A 15,117-nucleotide genomic window follows, 5' to 3' on the forward strand; every position below is an offset into this window, starting at 1 on the left:
CTCAGGCGCGGCAAAACGCTCGATGCTCACGGGACACTTTTTCTGCTTCGAACGGTATCTTCTTCGTGCTTCGAAACTGCTTGTTATTCCAAATCCAGGTGCGTCAACGACCGCACCCATTCCGCTTCAAATGGCTCAAAATGTGAGCCATCCGGATAGCTTTAAGCGACGCTCAGTTGGGGGAAGTGACGCAACCAGAATCTCACTATTATTGAATTATTGAGCGGCTGTCGTGACCGTGACGTCATGCGTGACGAAACGCCCAGCGCCTCCGCTGCCCTCCTGGAAAGAGTATTTCTTCACCGAAACGAGATCCGTCAAAGACAAGTTAGACGCGGCCTCCAATGATGTTGCTTGAAGCCGCACCTCAAAACTGTAAGTCCCGGGTTGAACGCCGGTTCTGAAAGCAAACCTGCTGCTCGCATCGGGCGTCGCCACAGGCTGTAAGAACGGATCCGTCAGCGGCAGAGCAGTTGTCGTCCCGAGAATGACGAATTCACCGTCGCCGCGCCGAATTCGAATCTCAACGTTGCTGCTTGCATGAGCTCGTCCGACCACCTCTACGAAGCCGTACCCTCCCACCGCGCCTTTCGCTCCGTCAGCGTTATCGCTTCCCTCACGGAGTTCGCTGGTGGTGTCAGAATTGCTTTTCATCAAAACACTCCGGAGAACCAAGAAGCCCGGCAGTCCAATCGGTCCAACCAACACGCAGGAGTGCGCGGAGTCAATTGATCCCGGTTGTTTGCAGAGTCGATCACACGTCGAACACACGACAAGTAGAAGCAAGTTCCACGTCCGATGAGAGCTTGCTTTCGACAGCGATTTGTTTATCGCCCATCCGCTCCGCACTCATCGCTGAAATCAATTTCTGTTCTTCGCACGCCGTCACTTCCAACTATCTCAATGAAAAATTGCGAACAAACCGATGGAGCTGTCCTCGCCTGCTTGCTACAGGACGCTCATCGACGAGCGCGCCAAAGAGCGAGGTCACAAAATCTCGTTGATCCGCTCTGCCGGGACATCCCCCTTTTTGGTTACCCCGGAATCTTTGGTCGATGTGACCTGGGGTCACAGCGCTGGCTCGGCACACGGTGCGCGAATGACAACAATCCCGCCGCGAGCAGGACAATGCAAATCCAATGTTCCACCACCTGTGACGGCCGTCGTCCAACGGCGCGCTGAAACACGCGACGACCGGGTGATCGTGACATCGAGCTGCCAGCGCGGTTGCGCGAGACCCGCTGCCGACCAGCGTTTGCCAAATGCCGCACGAGTGTTACCATAATCGCACGCAGATCGAGGATGCGCGGCTTGTTGTCCGCAAGCAAAGCGTCCTCGCACTTTTGTCGCCGAGAGATAGATCTTTTGATCCAAGAGATCGAAAGTGGGGTTGCGTGAAGCCGGAGTTTGACTTCCAACTTTCGGATGAGTTTCGCGGGACAAAACCTGCGCCTGGCGGCGTACCCGACGGACAAGAAAGGCGGGATGCGACCAAGCCGCGACTAGACGCACTGATCTTTGTTGCCCAGCACCACGGCGTTGAACTCGATCGCAAGGCGTTGCGCGCTCTGCCCGGCGAGGCGCCCTCCCCCGCTGCTCTTGTCACGTGGGCGCGCGAAAGTGGACTATGGGCAAAGGCGACGCGTGTTCGATGGCGTCACCTGATCCGCATGCAGTCGGACACCCCGGTGGTGCTACTGTTAACCGACGGCGGTGCTGGCATCGTGGTCTCGCGCGATGTCAATGCTGGAACGGTGTCGGTCCAGGATCCAAACCGTCCCGGTGAAAAGCCGATTGCCGTCGATGAACTTCGCCTCGCCAATGTCTGGCGCGGAGACGTAGTGTTCGTGCGGCGCGAGCGAGGCGCGGCTGCCGACGAGGAGCCTTTCTCGTTTTCGTGGATGATGTATCGCGTTTTGGAAGAGCGCCGCAATCTGCGCGAGATCGCCGCCGCCTCAATCAGCTTGAGTGTCCTGCAAATCGTGCCGCCATTCCTGGTCCTGGTCGCAATCGATCGGGTTATTACCCATCAGGCCATATCAACGCTAGGTATGATCTCCCTCATACTGATCCTCGTCACGGTCTACGACACGCTGCTTGGGTACGCGCGTCGCGAGATCATTGAGGTCACTGCAACGCGGATCGACGCGCGGCTGGGAATGCATGTTTTCCGGCGGCTGCTCGCACTGCCGATGGACTTCTTCGAGCGCCATCCGACCGGCGAGACGGCTCGCAAAGTTAGCCAAATATTCAATATCCGCAGCTTCTTCACCGGCAAGCTCGTCAGCACGTTTCTCGACATATTCACGCTGATCGCGCTGCTGCCGTTCCTGTTCTGGATGAGCGCGACGCTCGCCTGGCTTGTCCTGGCAGCGTCTGCCGCTGTTGCTCTCGTGGTCCTCGTATTCTTGCCCGCGATACGGCGGGTATTTGCCCGGCTCGTGACAGCTGAAAACCGCAAGAACTCCGTACTGGTCGAGACCGTGTATGGCATGCGTACGGTCAAGTCCCTTGCAATTGAAAGGGTACGAAATGAAGAGTGGGACGCGCGCGTGGCCGAGGCCGGTCAAGCGCGTCTCGACGCGGGACGCATCTCGAATGTCGCGCAAACCATCGTGAATCCGATCGAGACATTCATCAATCGCGGCGTTCTCCTCGTTGGCTGCTACCTTCTTGTTACGTGGCCGCTGGGCAGCACCGGAATTACCGGCGGCGTTCTTATCGCGTTCTTGATGCTCGGCGCGAGAGTGGCGAGTCCGCTCATTAGCCTCGCCAAACTGATGCAAGATGTCGAGGAAGTTCGCCTTTCGGTGACTGAGGTGGCTGATGTACTCAACCACCCCACGGAAACGGCGGCGATGCGGAACGGTCTTCGACCGAAATTTGAAGGCGCGATCGCCTTCCAAGATCTCTCGTTTACTTATCCAGGATCCACGGTGCCGGCGCTTGACCGTGTCTCATTCGAGATTCCCGCAGGCACCATGCTCGGGCTCGTCGGTCGCAGCGGCTCGGGAAAGTCGACGATCGCGCGACTCCTTCAGGGCATCAACCGCGAATACAACGGTTACCTCAAAATCGATGGCATCGATCTACGGGAGATCAATCTCACGCACTTGCGCAGCAGCTTTGGCGTAGTCATGCAGGACAATTTCCTGTTTCGTGGCACCGTGCGGGATAACATCATTGCCAGCCGGCCTGGCTTAACTCTGGATCATGCCATGCAGGCGGCTCGCCTAGCGGGTGCCGAGGAGTTTATCGAGCGGCTGCCGCGGGGCTACGAGACCTGGATTGAGGAAACTTCGTCTAACCTATCGGGAGGACAGCGTCAGCGTCTTGCCATCGCACGCGCACTCGTTTCCGATCCGCGCCTTCTGATCCTGGACGAGGCAACGAGCGCACTCGATCCCGAGAGCGAGGCACTTGTCAACGCTAACCTTTTGCGTATCGCCAAAGGCCGGACGATGATCATCGTCTCGCATCGGCTATCCTCGCTGGTCGACTGCGATCAGATCCTTGTCCTTGAAAAGGGTAAGGTCGTCGATATCGGCCCACACGAAGAGCTACTTGAACGCTGCGCCGTTTATCGACAGCTCTGGCAGCAGCAACACCGGCATTTGGAGGGTGGGCGCCTGCGTTCGCTTCAATCCTCTGCGGCACGAGAGTAAGCGCACCTCGCAAGGCGATAGGATGAGTTTCGTTGATCGTCTGATTGCACCGGTCTCAACATCGGCCCGAACCCGACTGGGAATTGAACTTCTTGAGTCCGGGCGGGCGGTCGAAGGCTTCCATCAACTTGCCTACGCCGCCCGCGGTGGCTGTATTGAAGCGCAATATCGGGTCGGACGATGCTACCTCGAAGGCACAGGTGCGCCACAGGCGACCTCAGAGGCGGCACGCTGGCTTCAACGCGCTGCGGAAGGAGGTTCGGCAGACGCCCAGTTTTTCGTCGCCCTGCTGTATGTCCAAGGATCGATCGTTCCTGAGCAGAGCGCGGCTCTCTTTATTACAGACGATCAAAGTGGTGGGCCAGATTTCTTCGCAGCACTCAATTGGGCGCGGCGCGCCGCCGACGGCGGCTCGGCCGAAGGCCAAGCGCTTCTCGCATATATCCTAACTTCCGGTCCCGATTCCATCGCCGACGAGCCAGCAGCCGAGCGCTGGTACGCGCGCTCCGCGGAAGCCGGCTGTCCTCAAGGATGCCTCGGCCTTGGTCTCGCCCTGCTTCGCAGGGCACAGGACGAGCGGACGCAAAGAGAGGCGGTCGAACAGATTGCGAAGGCGTCATCGGCCGGCATTCCAACGGCTCTCTATCTCATCGCTGCGCTCACCGAATTCGGTATAGGCACGAAAGCTGACTTGACTCGAGCGCTCGAGCTGTATCGTCACGCCGCCAACAAAAACGTACGCCTTGCGCAAAGGCGTTTGGGCGTTGCCCTCGTCAATGGCCAAGGTATCGAGCGCGATTTGGTCGAAGGCGAAACCTGGCTGCGCCGGGCGGCACTGGCCGGCGATGCGGAAGCAGCCGCTCATGTTGGCCTGCTGTATGCACGCGGAGGCGAATTGCCGCCTAACTATATTGAAGCGGTAGCCTGGCTCGAGCGCGCCGCTGAAGGAGGTTACGCGCCAGCTGCGAGAACACTGGGTCAGCTCTACACCATCGGCACCGCCGTCGGCCGCGATTCGGACCTCGCCACTTTCTGGCTGGAGCGTGCAGTTGAACTCGGTAACGAACAGTCGAAAGTCGACTTTGCTAATCTCGTGCTTCGCGGCAGCGGTACGTCCGGCGACCAAGCGAAGACTCGTCATTGGTTCGAACGCGCTGCCGAAACGGGTGACCTCATTGCCGCTTTCAACTTCGCCGTCTGCTTTGCTGAAGGCATCGGGATCGAGCAGGACGATACAAAGGCCGCAATGTGGCTGCGTCGTGCTGCGGTGGGTGTCCCGACTGCCCAGTACTGGTATGGCCGAATATTGATTGAAGGCCGAGGCGTCCCGGAGAACACTGTCGAGGGCCGAGCCTGGCTCACGCGCGCCGCCGACGCGGGAATCGTCGACGCGCAAGTTCTGCTCGGTGAGATGCTTGTAAACGGCCAGGGCGGATCGGCCGACCATTCCGGCGCGCGCGCGCTATTCGAGAAGGCGACTGAACGGGGCCATGCTGGGGCAATGTTCGCGCTTGGTGCGCTTTATCACGGCGGTTATGATATTGTGGCGGATCGTGATCTGGCGAGGCGCTGGCTCCGCGCTGCTGCGCAGCTTGGCCATCCGAGGGCGCAGCTGATGCTTGGCCGACAACTCCTCGGCGACGCTGCCGGCCGGACGAATCTTGCTGAAGCACGACGCTGGTTCGAGGCAGCCAAGGCCCAAGGGGTAACCGAAGCAGCACTCGAATTGACGCGTCTTGCCAAAGAACCGAGCGGACAGGCCCGTGATCCAGAGGGAAGTTGGTCAGCTGCGTAGCTGAGTAAGACAGTGAGGCGATACGAAGTCGTCGGCAGGTTTGCGAGAGTGAGACGGCTCGAACGTGCGTGACCGGGGAGAAGCGACTGACTGACCTATAGGCGTTCGGCGAGCCTAGCTCTAGGCCGGGATTTAACTCGATATCAGGTTTTGAATGACGAAGTATTACCCGCTTATCGACAAGGCCGTCGCTGCTCTCGAGCCGAACACGGGCGAAGCTCGGCAAGAGCTTTATGAGCGCACTCGCTCCGCCTTCATCCGTCATTCACTCAACCGAAATCCGCCACTCACGAAACCGGAGCTGATATGTGAGCGTCTGGCCCTTGAGGAAGCGATTCACAAGGTAGAGGCTGACCGGAGCCGCGGGGATCCAGCCCAGACACATCGGGCGTTGCCGAGTGGGCCCATCGCGGACAGCGCTTACCATCCAGCTTTATCACCGACACCGGCCGCGATTGCGGTAACTCAGAACGAACAAGCGCCCTCTCCATACGGAGGTCAGACGACAATAGCACGCCGCACGCAAGCACTAACCTTTCCTCTGCCGGTGGTGTCCCACGCGACAATCGGAATGACGTCGGCTGTAGCTCAGCTCTCGGATCCGCCGCGAGTGCTCTCGGTTTCGCGCAGGCGCTTCAGTTTTTTTGGTGTGCGCCGACGGGGCACGCCATCCGCAGTGCCGTCGCAAGACCCCAAGTCTCCGGGCATCGCGCGAAAAGCTCTCGTCAAGTCCGCCGCCCAGAGCATTCGCTGGCCTCCAATTCCGCGGGCGATGGCGTTGACGGTTCCCGCCATAAATCGACTGTTTGGCGAGCGCGGCAATGTTGATGCGCCACCGGCAGAGCTCCTCGAATTTGAGTCTCCGACTGCAGCGCTTGTCGAAGCACCGCTCAAGCCTGCTGCGCGAAGCATGCTCTGGACGGCCGTGTCAGCGATCATCGCCTCGATGGCGGTCTCCGCCTTGTTCCCAATTGATATGGTGGTGACTGGCTCAGGACGTGTCGTATCACTTCAGGCGACCAACGTCGTACAGCCACTCGAGACTGCCATTGTACGCGCGATCAATGTGCGCGAGGGCCAGACGGTGCGCGCCGGCGAGCCGCTGGCGCGCCTCGACCCAACCTTCTCGGCGGCCGACGCAACTGCGCTGCAGACACAGGTGAAGAGCTTCCAGGCCGAGGTCGACCGGCTCACGGCGGAAGCTTCCGGGACACCGTACCAGCCATCGAGCGCCGACAACTCAACGGTCTTGCAGGTTGCAATGTATGGCCAGCGTCAGGCGCAGTATCGGTATCAAATTGAGAGCTACAACCAGAAAATCAGCGGGCTTCAGGCGCAGATAACTCGCGCTGAGCACGACGTCGAGGCATTCAGCCAGCGCTATCGGATCGCGAGCGTGCTTGAGTCAAAGCGACGGGAACTCGAACGGCTGCAGGTCGGCAGTCAAGTGAATCGCCTGATTGCCGAAGACCAGGCGATCGAGATGCAACGCAACTTGACTGACGCCACCGGCGCAGCCGAGCGCGCCCACCGCGACCTCGACCAGTTAGTCGCCGAGCGCGACGGCTTTGAGCAGCAGTGGAAAGCGAAGATTAGCGAAGAACTCACGCTGCGTAGGCGCAACCTTAGCGATGCCACGGAAAGTCTGCGCAAGGCAACCCTTCGGCGTGAACTCGTTGACTTGCGCGCCGACCAAGACGCGATTGTCCTCAGCGTCGCCAAAGTTTCGGTCGGCTCGGTGTTGCAATCGGGCGAGCCGCTGATCACGCTAGTCCCGAGCGATGCGCCGCTCGAGGTAGAAATGCGTATCGCCACCGCTGATGCCGGTTATGTTCATGCCGGACAGAAGGTTGCAATCAAGTTCGATACGTTCCCCTTCGTCCAATACGGCCTAGCCGAGGGGACCGTCCGCTTCGTTAGCCCCGACAGCTTCAGCGGCGGGCAGGATACGCAGCGTGGAACTGTCGTCACGCAAAGTGATAGCGCCGCGGTTTTCTACAAAGCGCGCGTGGCCATTGATCAGCTCAAGATGCATGGGGTGCCCGGAGGCTTCCAGCTAAAGCCCGGCATGACCGTCACTGCCGACATCAAGGCAGGCACGCGGACATTGCTGACCTACCTGTTTGCCCGAGTGCTGCCGATCGGCCTCGAGGGAATGCGCGAACCTTGATTTTGATTGGCTCACCGAGCAATGCCGAAGCAGATGGTGGCACCGCGCTTGTTTCCTCGAAACTGCGAAATGCAGCCATCATCGCGCCCTAACCGCCGACCTCGCGCTGTTTCAAAAGCAGGTCCCGAATCCCCTCCGAGCCGCCCGCAACTCTCCCCGTTCCGATTTGCCGCCACTGTCGCTGACTGATCGCACTCAGGACCGCTTCCGCTGTCAAATCAGCTAGCGACAACCCTCCCCCAACTTCTTGTCATGCCGCTTGCTTTGTTACCATAGTCCAGCCTAAGCGCTATGCTCGACGATAGTGGGCTACATGGGGAGTATGCGCAACGTGTGCGACCGAGCATCCCGATAGTGCCCAAGACGACACTTCCGTGTACGGAGTGTTCCCTTGCTTGAGTCACAGTTCTGCCCTTTCCCTCCCTCCGGTCTGACTTCCGGCTGGCCACTGACGAAGTGGAGCCCATCACGTTGATGAGCTAGGTACTAGTTTCCCTCTGGCATCACGCCCACCGCATTGTCCCTGCGGTGCTACCTGAGAGCTTTTTTGGGCGCTCTCGCAGATCGTGCCGGTGCGGGTGGTCATCCCGTTGACGACATGTTCTGCCTCTCGACACGCTTGGGCGAACTGACGGGGATTGCCATGGCTGCCAACGCCCGCTGCAGCATCGGAAACCGTACCCAACCGCAGGCGCTGCTGCACCACATGCGGCCTCACGCCGAACCGTGCAGCGATCTCCTCCGCGCCAAAACCGCGCTCGTCCGAAAGCTTCCTGAACGCCTCGAACTGGTCGGCGGGATGCATGTTTTCCCGGGTGACGTTCTCGTCCAGGCTGATTTCGTGCGGATCATTCGCGGTGTCGACGATGCAGCGGATCGGCTCGGTCTTCCTGATCTCCTTGCGCTTGACCCGCAGAAGCTGGGCCAGCCGCCTGCCCTCGCCAATGGTCACGAGATAGAACCCGGTAGCTGTTCCCTCTCCATCCAGCTCCGGTTCGACCACCAGATTCTGCAGGATGCCCTTGGCGGCGATGCTCGCCGCATAGGCCTCGATCGCCGCCTCGCTGTGCGGCGTCTTGCGCGCATTATTCGCTGACTTCTTGAGCTTGTTGAGCGGAATGAGAACCTCCGTCCCGCTCGCGGGAATGATTTCAACGTGCTTTTCAAGGTGCCTGGCCGACATGATCATTCTTCCTTTTGCTTCCATGGGTGCAAGGCGCACCACGCGCCTGCGCCCCTGCCCGTCGGCGAGACCGGGGGTAGCAAGTGCCAGGGCGACCCGAGCGGTGGGGATCGCCCGCCCGATAAGGACCGCTCGCAAGAGCGGGTCTACACAAGCGTGTGTCCGTCGTTCAAGAGGTGGAGGATCTTGCGAAAAGCGCGGAAGACCGACCGCTCGGGGCGGCGCCGGCAAAGCCGGCGCTTTACCCTGGCGCGCGCGAGGGGCAGCGCCCCTTCGATGTCCTCTTCAACCAAAAAGACGCGAAGCGGCCATCGCCGCACCAAAGGTGCGGTGGTCAGGATGATTGCAAGGTGACGCTCTCAAGCGTGAGAATGCTGGGCCAGCTCAGAGGAAGTGACATCAAGCCAGGAGTGAGCAAATCAAAAGGCAGCCGACGAGAGGGCAGTCGGGCATGCAATGACCGCGGCACCGAGGCGACTGCCGTCGCGAGACCGGTCAACTAGGCACCCGAGCGCGGGACAGTGATAGCGACGCCGACATAGCAATGCCGGCGGGTCCGCGGGCGAGTGCCTCCGGCGAACGACACATTATCATCTGTTGCTTGCGCGAGGGATCGAAGCCGGATGGCCGAGACGCCATGCGGCTCGGTTGACGAGAGCCAGCTGCGGCGACGCCGCACGCACACCAATAGTTTTGGGGGACGACCGCATCAGTGATCCCAAACCAAGGCCGTCCCAGGCGGCTCGCCGAGCCGATCCACCACCTGTCAAATCTACCAGTATCGGGGCGACGTCCGACCCAATAGAATTATGCGGCCATATCGTCGAACCGGCGGCCATTACGTCCAACCGGCGAATGAGCGCGACCCGTGAGACCTCCCGGCTGGCCTGCGGACAGTGACACAGAAAACGAAGCAAATGGTCTCGCTGCGGCTGTCTTGCGTCAATGCCGGTAGCAAGCATCCTGCAGTCAAACCCGATTGGACCGAGGAGCGCGAAGCAGCCCTATCGCAAAAGTGATCGATATCCGCACCTAGGATGACGTTGGCGTGATCTCCCTGCGCATTCTCTGCGCCCGCCCATCCCGGCCCAAACAGTCCCTCCTTGTAATTGAGTGACCGTCCGCGAGTTGATTGTATGTGCCGATGGGCACTGATGATCTCGAGCCGTCGAGCACGCCTGCGGGGATTCCCAAGAGCGGCTGCACTAAGCAGGGCCTTAGTCGTGATCAGCGTAGCCACACATCATCAATCCACGTATCCGCCAAACAGTTCAGGACAAGCACACTCCCCAGACGAACAAAAACGCTGCGAAGTCGTGCGCGCAGAACCCGATCATCTTTATCGCGACTTCGCTAACATGCTCGATGTGTCAAAGCGCCTCGAAGGCGTTGGCCCGCACGATCCGCTTCGCCTTTCGGTGGCAGCGGCCACGGCTTTTCCCGATGGATCGATGACGGCGTCGGGGCTGCGCAGAGAGAGCGCTCGCGGAAGGCTCGTCATCGAGCGCATTGCGGGCAAAGATTACACGACACTCTTCCATATAGAGAGGATGAGAGAATTATGCCGCGTCGAAGCAAGGGGGCCAGGCTCCAACTCAAGGCCGCCCGACGAGACAAAGCCGGCAGGATTACCCACAGAGCCAACTGGATCATCCGGGATGGCGGCAGGGATATCAGCACAGGCTGCGCTTCAGATGAAGTTGCGGCCGCGGAACAAAAGCTGAAGGACTACATTGCATCGAAATACATCCCCAAGCGCAAGGCCCAGGACATTGAATCGATCCCGGTCGGGGATGTGCTTTCGATCTACCTCGATGCAGAACTTGCCAAACTTCGCGATCGTTTCAAGGTCATGGAAGACGACCAAGAGACAATTCCAGGCATCCGCAAATTCAAGAAGCGGATTGGGCGGCTGAACGACTGGTGGGGTGCGAAAATGCTTGCCGATGTTGACGGCGAGCAGTGCCGTCAATTCGCAAGGGAGCGCGGCAACAGAGGAGGCTCAAGGCGCGATCTCGAAGACTTGCGTGCAGCGATCAACCATCACGCTGCGGAAGGCTATCATCGAGGGATCGTCAAGATCACGTTGCCCGCAAAGGGCGAGCCGCGCGATAAATGGCTGGCGAGATCCGATGCCGCGAAGCTGATCTGGACGTGTTGGCGGTACCGCGAGATGCAGAAAATGTCACGGGGGCCACTGAAAGGCGAGAAAGTCGCAACGGAAAAACGGCCCTTGCGGCATCTGGCGCGGTTCATTTTGATCGGCGTCTATAGCGGATCCCGAGCCGGCGCTATCGCTGCAGCCTCGCCCATTCCGGCAGTAGGCCGTTCGTTTGTCGACCTGGATCGCGGCATATACTACCGGCGCCGCCAAGGCGACGCGAAGACCAACAAGCGACAACCGCCAGTGCCGATCCCGCCGCGCCTGCTTGCGCATCTCCGGCGTTGGCATCAGATAGATTATGACGCAAAGCACTTCGTGGAGTTCAATGGAAAGCCCGTGACATCGGTAAAGACGGCTTTCAAAACTGCCGTTCGACTAGCCGGCCTCGGCGCGGGCATTTCGCCTCATACACTCCGGCATACGGCAGCAACCTGGTTAATGCAGCGTGGCGCCGATCCGTGGCAGGCCGCAGGTTACCTTGGTATGTCGCTCGACGTTCTGCTCAATACCTACGGCCATCATCACCCCGACTATCTTTCGGACGCAGTCGAGAAGATCGCCAAACGAGACAGGAAGGTCCAAGGAAGCCGTGGCAGTTTCGGTTCAGTGTTGCAACTGCGTAGACAGACGATTTAGTTCAGTACCAGTTTCGGCAGCCTCGGGGGCCACTCCAATTGTCGGCTCGACCGGAGCTGTCATTTACGGTTTGCGGCGCCCCTCGCATAAGCGACGGCGTCAAGCCATTGCGGCCAGAGGCGTGCGCACGAGATCAATATGATCTCGCAGTGCATATAAACTGCCTGCATAAACATTTGGCAATTGCAGAGGGTTTCGCGCGTCGATCAATCGGATCAAGTTCGTGTTCGGTTCGCCGAGGTCGATCTTCACTTCTTGAGCCTCCATCTCGCTCTCGATCAACGTCAATTGGAGTACCAGCCTGGATATTGCACGCGGGTGACCTCCATGCAGCAGCGCTCGGCGGCGGACCCGCCGCGCGCCGAGCGACGCCGGATTTCTTCTTACGACGGTTGAGGAACGATTCTGCTGCGCCTGAGCGCCGCTGCGATGGTCGGCGCAATAACGGCCAAAATGCACAGCGCCGTCAGCACCGCGCTGATCGGACGCGTGACGAAGATCGACAGCTCGCCGCCGCTGAGGAACAACGTCTCGCGCAGCGCCTTCTCGAAAATCGGGCCGATCACGAGCCCAAGAATCATCGGCGCGAGATCGAATCCGATCTGGCGCAACACCAAGCCCAAGATGCCAAAACCGACGAGGACGCAAAGATCCCAGTAGCTGTTGCGCACGGTGTAGACGCCGATGAAGCTGATCGCGAAGATGAAGGCGATGAGCGAGTATTGCGGCACGCGCAACAGGCGAACCCACATGCCGACCAACGGCAGGTTTAGCGCGAGCAGCGCGATGTTGCCGATATACATCGACGCGAGCAGACCCCATACCACGTCCGGATGCTGCGACAGCAGGAGCGGGCCCGGCTGGATCCCCTGGACGATCAGGGCGCCGAGCATCAGCGCCACGTTCGGCGTGAAGGGAATGCCGAGACTGAGAACCGGCACCAGCGCCGAGGTGGCGACCGCGTTGTTCGCAGCTTCCGGTCCTGCGAAGCCTTCGACCGCTCCCTTGCCGAACTCATGCTTGTGCTCGCCGGCGATGGCCTTTTCGACGCCGTAGGACGCAAAGGTCGACGTCAGCGAACCCGGGCCGGGCAACAGTCCGATCAGGAAGCCGATGCCCGATCCGCGCACGATTGCCGGCCAGGCGCGCGACCACTCGGCGCGCGTCGGGATCATGTCCCGCAGCCGCACCGTGTCGGCCCGCGGAAATCCCTCGTTCGACGCCAGCACATGGAACAGCTCGCTTAGTCCGTACAGGCCGAGTGCGACCGGAACGAGGTCGAAGCCGAGCGCCAGGCTGCCGGTGTTGAACGTGAAGCGGGTGTCCCCGCTCACGGCGTCGACGCCGATCGTCGCCAGCGCGACGCCGATCACCAGCATCAGCATGTTCTGCGTCGGATTGTTTCCGGTAATGCGCACCAGCGTCAGGCCGCCGAGCACCGCGAGAAGGCAGAATTCGGGCGACGAGAAACGCAGCGCGACATCCGCCAGCAAGGTGGTGAATAGGCTGAGGCCCACGATACTGATCGTGCCGGCGATGAACGATCCGACCGCGCAGATCATCAGCGCGGAGCCGGCGCGCCCCTTGCGCGCGAATTCGTAACCGTCGATCGTCGTGACGATGGATCCGCTTTCGCCGGGGATGCGCAGGAGGATCGCCGTTGTCGATCCGCCATACATCGCGCCGTAGTAGATGCCGGCCAGCATGATCAGGCCAGTCACGGCCGAGAAGTGGATGGTGATGGGCATCAGGATGGCCATCGCGCCGAGCACGCCGAGCCCCGGCAGCACGCCGGTGGCAGTGCCGACCAGCGCACCGAGCAACGCGGCCGCGACGTTGATGGGCTGGAGCGCGACGGCGAAGCCGCCGAGCATGTTGCCGAGCAATTCCATGATCAGCCCCTCAGAACATCGGACACGAGCGAGCCGTAGGGCAGCGACACCTTCAGACCCCACGAAAACACCACCCAGAATGCCGCCGGCGTCGCGACGCTGAGGATCAGCGCGCTCTTCCAGGGCGAGCCGGCGAGGCGCGCCATCAGCAGAAGAAAGATCGCGGTTGTCAGGAAAATTCCGAAGAACGGCAAGGCGGCGATGAAGGTCACGCACAGCAGCAGCGTCGCCAGAACGCGCAGCGCCTCGCGCCCGCGCGGCCAGAGCCCGCTCTCCGGCGAAGCCTTCGGGATGCGCAGGGCCGAATAGGCACCGAACGCGACCCAGCAAATCCCCATCAGCAAGGGAATCGCGCCGACGCCCGTGCCCGGCGGATCGCCGAGCGGCAGCTGGCTGGCGTGATAGAGATAGAACAGTCCCGCCGCGGTAAGGATGACCGAGGCAAGCCGCGCTCCCGTCACCGGTGCCGAAGCATTCACTTCAATCGGAACTTCAGTGCCGACGACCGTCATCTGATCCATTGCGTCCTACTTTCCGCTCACGGAGGACGGGGCCGTGGCGTTGAAGACCTCCGTAAACTGACGGGTCATCTTGTCGCCATCGGTGAACTGCACCTGGATGTTCTGGGTCGCCAGCACCTTGATGAAGTCGGGATCGGAGACCGCCTGCTTCACCGCTTCGACGAGGACCTTCCGCTTGGCCTCGGGAATGCCTTTCGGCGCATAGACGACGTAGTCGCTGGTCGTGACGACGTCGTAGCCGAGCTCGTTGAAGGTCGGCACGTCCGGGTTCGAGCTCATCCGCTCGGGACCGAATACGGCCAGCGGCCGGGCCTTTCCGACCTCGACCTGCGCCTTCAATCCCGGCCAGGTCAGCGCCGCAAGCTCGGTGTTCTTGCCGAGGAAGGGGGCGACGCCATCGGCATCGCCGCTATAGGGCACGAACCTGACATTGATGTTCGCTTTCCTGGCGAACGCATCCCAGGTGTACTGATTGATGCCGCCGGCGATGCTCGCGACCTTGAGCTTGCCCGGATTGTCCCTGGCGAATTTCACCACGTCGTCGAGCGTCTTGAGCGGCGAGTCGGCCTGCACGACGACCGCATTGTAGACGATGCCGATGCCGCCCAGGATATCGTAGGTACTGGGATCACCCCAGGTCAGGCCCTTCACGGTATGCACGGCAATGGTCATCGGACTATTGGTCGCGACGCCGATCTGGTACCCGTCGGGCTGCGCCGTCACCACCGCGGTTACACCGCGAGTGCCGGCGCCGCCGGCGACGTTCTCGATCGCGACCGGCTGCTTGAGCGGCTTCTCGAGCGCGCGGCCCAACGCACGGGCGATCGCATCGGAGCCGCCGCCGGCACCATAATTAACAGTCAGAGTAACGGGCTTTGTTGGAAATGACTCGTCGGCGCCATAAGCGCAAGAACCGGCGAGAGAAAGACTGGCGAAGGCGATTACAACTAATTTGCGCATCGTGAGCGATCCCGTCGAGTAATCGAGCGACGATCCGAGGCCGGGCACATCCCGCTGTATCCCAGCTCCGAGCTTTTTTTCGCCCGGGGCGCGACGCTTCCCCAAAGATCATCCGTGACGACGCTATTTGG

The 15,117-nt window shown here is 60.6% G+C and carries 9 protein-coding genes and 1 pseudogene; 4 read left to right on the top strand and 6 right to left on the bottom strand.

Annotation, left to right across the window (positions count from 1 at the left end; genetic code table 11):
* Positions 1-216: 216 nt before the first annotated feature.
* Entirely contained in the window at positions 217-654 is a 438-nt protein-coding gene (locus ACVWY5_RS27830; RefSeq protein WP_283088621.1) for a hypothetical protein, read from the bottom strand.
* A 740-nt stretch (positions 655-1,394) separates the two neighbouring features.
* On the opposite strand from ACVWY5_RS27830, the gene ACVWY5_RS27835 reads away from it, so the two are divergent.
* The 3 genes from ACVWY5_RS27835 to ACVWY5_RS27845 all read left to right on the top strand — a co-directional run bounded on the left by ACVWY5_RS27835 (position 1,395) and on the right by ACVWY5_RS27845 (position 7,630).
* Positions 1,395-3,665, top strand: coding sequence for a peptidase domain-containing ABC transporter (locus ACVWY5_RS27835; RefSeq protein WP_283088622.1), 2,271 nt, complete (start codon positions 1,395-1,397; stop codon positions 3,663-3,665).
* 22 nt (positions 3,666-3,687) lie between these two features.
* A complete protein-coding gene (locus ACVWY5_RS27840) occupies positions 3,688-5,460 on the top strand; it encodes a tetratricopeptide repeat protein (protein ID WP_080667303.1) in 1,773 nt (590 codons plus the stop codon).
* Positions 5,461-6,070: 610 nt separating this feature from the next.
* On the top strand, positions 6,071-7,630 hold the full coding sequence (locus ACVWY5_RS27845; RefSeq protein ID WP_321176591.1) for an HlyD family type I secretion periplasmic adaptor subunit: 1,560 nt from the start codon (positions 6,071-6,073) through the stop codon (positions 7,628-7,630).
* A gap of 670 nt (positions 7,631-8,300) precedes the next feature.
* Here ACVWY5_RS27845 and ACVWY5_RS27850 read toward each other — a convergent pair.
* Positions 8,301-8,813, bottom strand: a pseudogene (locus tag ACVWY5_RS27850) (ParB/RepB/Spo0J family partition protein); the annotation flags it as partial.
* 1,561 nt (positions 8,814-10,374) lie between these two features.
* Between ACVWY5_RS27850 and ACVWY5_RS27855 the strand changes: the two are divergent.
* Complete coding sequence (locus ACVWY5_RS27855) at positions 10,375-11,613, top strand: site-specific integrase (protein WP_028337522.1); 1,239 nt, start codon at positions 10,375-10,377, stop codon at positions 11,611-11,613.
* A 99-nt stretch (positions 11,614-11,712) separates the two neighbouring features.
* On the opposite strand, the gene ACVWY5_RS27860 is transcribed toward ACVWY5_RS27855, so the two are convergent.
* From ACVWY5_RS27860 to ACVWY5_RS27875, 4 genes are all read right to left on the bottom strand, one after another.
* Positions 11,713-11,901: a hypothetical protein gene (locus tag ACVWY5_RS27860; RefSeq protein WP_038381567.1), complete on the bottom strand. Its 189-nt coding sequence runs from the start codon at positions 11,899-11,901 to the stop codon at positions 11,713-11,715.
* Between the two features lie 95 nt (positions 11,902-11,996).
* Positions 11,997-13,505, bottom strand: coding sequence for a tripartite tricarboxylate transporter permease (locus ACVWY5_RS27865; protein WP_028337521.1), 1,509 nt, complete (start codon positions 13,503-13,505; stop codon positions 11,997-11,999).
* A gap of 2 nt (positions 13,506-13,507) precedes the next feature.
* Positions 13,508-14,026: a tripartite tricarboxylate transporter TctB family protein gene (locus ACVWY5_RS27870; RefSeq protein WP_028337520.1), complete on the bottom strand. Its 519-nt coding sequence runs from the start codon at positions 14,024-14,026 to the stop codon at positions 13,508-13,510.
* 6 nt (positions 14,027-14,032) lie between these two features.
* Positions 14,033-14,986, bottom strand: coding sequence for a tripartite tricarboxylate transporter substrate binding protein (locus ACVWY5_RS27875; protein WP_321176589.1), 954 nt, complete (start codon positions 14,984-14,986; stop codon positions 14,033-14,035).
* Between the last annotated feature and the right edge of the window lie 131 nt (positions 14,987-15,117).

The organism is Bradyrhizobium sp. USDA 3256 (genome assembly GCF_054058275.1).

Bases quoted from the DNA above. Each gene is read 5' to 3' on its own strand.
- ACVWY5_RS27830 (WP_283088621.1), bottom strand. From the start codon at position 654: ATGAAAAGCAATTCTGACACCACCAGCGAACTCCGTGAGGGAAGCGAT.
- ACVWY5_RS27840 (WP_080667303.1), top strand. From the start codon at position 3,688: ATGAGTTTCGTTGATCGTCTGATTGCACCGGTCTCAACATCGGCCCGA.
- ACVWY5_RS27855 (WP_028337522.1), top strand. From the start codon at position 10,375: ATGCCGCGTCGAAGCAAGGGGGCCAGGCTCCAACTCAAGGCCGCCCGA.
- ACVWY5_RS27865 (WP_028337521.1), bottom strand. From the start codon at position 13,505: ATGGAATTGCTCGGCAACATGCTCGGCGGCTTCGCCGTCGCGCTCCAG.
- ACVWY5_RS27870 (WP_028337520.1), bottom strand. From the start codon at position 14,026: ATGGATCAGATGACGGTCGTCGGCACTGAAGTTCCGATTGAAGTGAAT.
- ACVWY5_RS27875 (WP_321176589.1), bottom strand. From the start codon at position 14,986: ATGCGCAAATTAGTTGTAATCGCCTTCGCCAGTCTTTCTCTCGCCGGT.